We start from the raw sequence: 4,461 nt of genomic DNA, 5'->3' as shown, positions 1-4,461 counted from the left end.
TCATACCCATAACTGATTCTTCCGTATCTGTAAGTCTAACTATATTTAAAAGTTGCTCTTTGCTATTTTCCTCTTTCCATTTTTCTTCTAAGAACGGTGTAAACCAAATTAATCCCTCTATGGCATGTTTTTGTATAGTTTCAAACCCTACTAATTCAATTTCTTGTTGAAGTTCTAATGGTGTGTGGAAATAAGCTTGAGTTATGAAATATGGATATTCTTTTGGTCTTATATGAATTCCTGATAGAAGTTCTTTTTCTATCATATTTTTATAAATATCATCATCTAAAAAATTGTTACTTTTACCATAAGTTGATAATGCCCATGTTGTAGAACTAAACTTTGATATGCCTACTGAAAATAAAAGTCCGCCCTTTTTTAAAACTCTTTTAGCTTCATTTAATACCTGTGTTCTATCCCATTTATTTTGTAAATGATACAGAGGTCCCATCAATAAAACTATATCTGCACTTTCATCAGCTCTATCTAAATCTCTTGCATCACAAACTTCTGCAATAAACGTCGTATTGCTTTGGTTTTCAATAGCAACTTTTATAGCTGAAGGTGCTAGCTCTAATAGATGTACATTGTTGCCTTTTTCTGCAAGCCAAGATGAATATACCCCGATTCCACCCCCTATATCATAAATTACATTGTCTTTACTTTTAATATACTTATTTAAAATTTCTTTAGTTCTATATAATTCTATTTTCCCAAGTCCTCTTTCTAATCTTCCATTTTCTGCTCCATTTTCATAAAACTCTAATACATTATCTATATCCTCCATAGTTCCCCTCCTACATCACTTGAAAATTCCTTTTTTCTCTGCTTCATTTAAAGCACTTACTTTATCTTTTAAAGTTTTAGCTCTCATTTCATAAATTTCACGTTGTGTATCATCATTACTCATTTTAATCAGCTCATATTTAGCTTATTGAACTATTAATATAAGTACATTTTTTAATAACCACTCTCTCCAATTTTCTTCAAACTCAACTTTATCTACTTTAATAAATCCTATGACATCACTACTTCCACAATTTCTTATAATATTAAGTATTGCATCAAATCCATAAGTGTCATTTATATACTTAACAAGAGTCCATCCCCAGTCATAAGAAAGCATAACATCATCAATTATGTCTGAAATTTTAGGTGTTTTATTGTTTGAGACCCCATTAATTACAGACTTATTAAATTCATCTTCATACTTATATTGCTTTGATAAATATACAGCTACACCTTCACTAAACCACCTTGCTATATTCTCCATATCTATACTTAAATGTTCATGAAATACATGAACCATCTCATGCATTAAAAGTCTTTTATACTCTTCATAGTTATACTTATATATGGAATCAGTTTCATATGCTGAGGGACATAAAAGAACTAGATCAGTTCCTTGAGGTTGTGCAATTCTTCCTTTGCTCGTTGGCATTTTTATATTGATTTTCAAAATATTTAGAATAAGATATTCAAATTCATTTCTATTTGGTGCTAAAAAAATATTGATGGTGTTTCTAAATATATTCTCCTCTACTAAAAATTTCTTATATAGTTTCTCTATACATATTTTAGCTTGTTCTAAAGTTTCTTTAGCAAATACATCATTGTTATAAAATACAACTACATTTCCATCTCCTACACTATTGTATTGAATATTATTAAATGTTTTAATAGTCCCCCAACTCCTTTTTATTTAATTGAATATTTAACGCTTTTGTATTTCAACTATATTTTTTAAGCTTTTAGGTAAATTTAAAAGTGCTTTTGCAAAAAAACTTGGGAAAACTGTATAATTACTAAGACTATCTATTGGTAACCAAATAACGTCTTCCTCAATACCATTCTCAGCTACTGAACAACATCTAATGTCAGTTATGTTATCTGGAACTTTCATCAAATAATACATTGCAATTTCATGAAAATGCTCATTGCTATCTTTCTCATCAAAAAATTGTTCGTGAAAGAAAACAGCCCTATCAATCTCCATATCAATTCCAAGTTCCTCTTTAACTTCCCTTTTAACTGCTTCCTCGCAAGTCTCATTATAGTTAACTCTGCCACCAACACTATAAAAATACGTTGCTTTACGGTTTTTAACAAGTAATAATTTATTATCCTCAATTATAATGGCTCCAACTCTATAGTTAAATCTTCCCTCTGATGTGTAAAATGTTAAATCCAATTATTACACCCTCATAAATATATATTTCTCTCTTTTTTACACCATATTATATTAGTATTACTAATTATATCAATCATTTAAATTCTACCTTACCAATAAATTGGAATTTATCTACATTCTATTAATTTCATATTATTAGATTAACTTTTCATATACCCTAAACCATTTTAATCCATAATGCTCTAATCCTAAATCAACAGTATCAATATATTTAAAACCAAGTTTTTCATAAAGTTTTATTGCTGGCAAGTTACCCTCATAAACATCTAAACGAAGTGCCTCTACATTATTATTCATGCCATGTTCATTAGAAAATTCAATCAATGCCTTACCAATTCCTTGATTAAAGTATTTTGGGTGCACAACAAATGTATAAATTACAAATACATTTGAATAGCTCAATTCTTTTTGCCAAATTACATCTGAATAAGCAGGCTCAGGTTTATGGCTTAATATTATTGAACCTACAATTCTATCATTTATACTTGCAACATATAAAGCACTCTCTTTAATTCCATTAACTGCATCCTCTCTAATTGGATATATACCTCTTTTCCAACCTGGATAATTTATAGAATTTTCTAAGTGATCGTTTAGTTCATCATAAAGTTCTTCTAATTTATCAATATCATCCTCTATTCCTAATCTAATTATAATATCCAACATCTCCTATAAATTCAAATTTATCTACTATACTCATAATTTTTAGTTATCTATCCAATATCGGTTAATAGAAATTCCATCCTCATCATAAGTTTGATTTTCTAAAACACCACCGTTATATAAAATCACTTTTTGAGACTCAATATTATCAGTGTCACAAGTTACAAGAGTTTTTTCAATTCCCATTTCTGACAGTTTTTTCAAAGCTAAATTAAGAATTAATTTTCCGTACCCACATCCTCTGTATTCTGGACATATTCCGTATGCTACATGACCACCAGCTACGATATTTGTATGGTTCAAATAATGTCTAAGGGATGTTGCTCCCAATATTGTACCTTCCCTATTTTTAAGAAAAAATAATGTTTGTGGAACTTTCTCTCCAATATTAATCCCCTTGCTCCAGTCTTCAATACACTGTAGCCACTCTCTGTAATCAGTATTATAACGTTTCAGTAGTCCAGGATTCATTCTTCCACCAAACTCTTTCCATTTTGTAATCAAAAGCTTCATAGCTTCCTCATCTTCCATTGTAGGTTCTGTTAAATAATATTGTTCCTTCAAATTGCACACCTCTTTCTTTAAATAAACCATATCAACTAATAGTAAATCTAAGTAATCTTTTTTATTTTTCTTTTATTATTTCTATCTTCATTGGAAATCTCCTTAGTATAAAATATGTTGTTGTATAAATTAATATTAGAAGCTTATAATCACCATAATTTTGCATACAGAATTATCTAAGTTACTTTATACAAACAAACATGCCGTATTCTTTTGGTATATTTAAAATACCACTCTCTTTTTTACTTTCTAAAACCTCTTTGATAACCTCACTCTTAATATTATTAAGATTAGTCATCTGATCCAATGAATAAATATAATCTATGATATAATCTATATCACTGACTGCTAATGAATCTTCATAATTTAATCTTTCTACATGTTTGAAATGATTAGATAATTTACTAGGTCCAGTTTGAAGAGTAAAAACATTATTTTTTGTTTCAGTAACAATAAATTCCTTTAAAGCCGTTTCTATATATTCAACAATTCCATTTTCACCAAATGTAGCACAGTAAAATTTCCCACCAGGTTTAAGTACACGTCTTACTTCTAAAAGTCCTCTGTTTAAATCCGGAACATGATATAACATCATATTGGCAATAACAACATCAAAACTTTCATCATCAAATGGTATATTTTGAATATCAACCACTTCAAAATCTATATTCTCATGTTTCTCCAATTTTTCTCGTGCACTTTCTAACATACCTTGAGAAAAGTCTGTTAGCACTAATTTGGAACTATTTTCTATTACATCTATATGTTCTAGCTACATATCTCCTGTTCCACATCCTAGTTCTAAAATCATAGAATTAGGCAAAATATCATAATTTGAAACTATCCAATTCCCAAATCCCAACTTATTAGTTGAATATTTATCATGTATTGATATTCTTTTATTTAAGGTACGTCCAAGAAATAAAATGTCTTTTTTGCAAAAAAAATAATACCCTTTCGTCAAGAAAAATGGTTTAATAAGTTTACTACAACTAGTAATCCAACTTCTTGAGAAAGGGTATTTTTATATGTTACATCAAAAT

General features: G+C 28.8%; 6 protein-coding genes. All 6 read right to left on the bottom strand.

All coding sequences use genetic code 11. The features are described 5' to 3' along the window. On the bottom strand, window positions 1-787 hold a 787-nt coding region (locus tag ACRC03_RS02685; RefSeq protein WP_438651009.1), incomplete at its 3' end, for a class I SAM-dependent methyltransferase. A gap of 144 nt (window positions 788-931) precedes the next feature. Further along, window positions 932-1,459, bottom strand: coding sequence for a hypothetical protein (locus ACRC03_RS02680; RefSeq protein ID WP_438651008.1), 528 nt, complete (start codon window positions 1,457-1,459; stop codon window positions 932-934). A 255-nt stretch (window positions 1,460-1,714) separates the two neighbouring features. Further along, complete coding sequence (locus ACRC03_RS02675; protein ID WP_438651007.1) at window positions 1,715-2,191, bottom strand: NUDIX hydrolase; 477 nt, start codon at window positions 2,189-2,191, stop codon at window positions 1,715-1,717. Window positions 2,192-2,326: 135 nt separating this feature from the next. Continuing rightward, window positions 2,327-2,857: a GNAT family N-acetyltransferase gene (locus tag ACRC03_RS02670; protein WP_438651006.1), complete on the bottom strand. Its 531-nt coding sequence runs from the start codon at window positions 2,855-2,857 to the stop codon at window positions 2,327-2,329. Window positions 2,858-2,896: 39 nt separating this feature from the next. After that, complete coding sequence (locus ACRC03_RS02665; protein ID WP_438651005.1) at window positions 2,897-3,427, bottom strand: GNAT family N-acetyltransferase; 531 nt, start codon at window positions 3,425-3,427, stop codon at window positions 2,897-2,899. A 172-nt stretch (window positions 3,428-3,599) separates the two neighbouring features. Further along, window positions 3,600-4,172, bottom strand: coding sequence for a class I SAM-dependent methyltransferase (locus ACRC03_RS02660; RefSeq protein ID WP_438651010.1), 573 nt, complete (start codon window positions 4,170-4,172; stop codon window positions 3,600-3,602). Window positions 4,173-4,461: the final 289 nt, after the last annotated feature.

The organism is Romboutsia sp. (assembly GCF_051659545.1).
Classification (GTDB): Bacteria; Bacillota; Clostridia; order Peptostreptococcales; family Peptostreptococcaceae; genus JBOFOR01.
The sequence above is the reverse complement of the archived record's forward strand: the minus strand, read 5'-3'. Positions and strand labels throughout refer to the sequence as shown.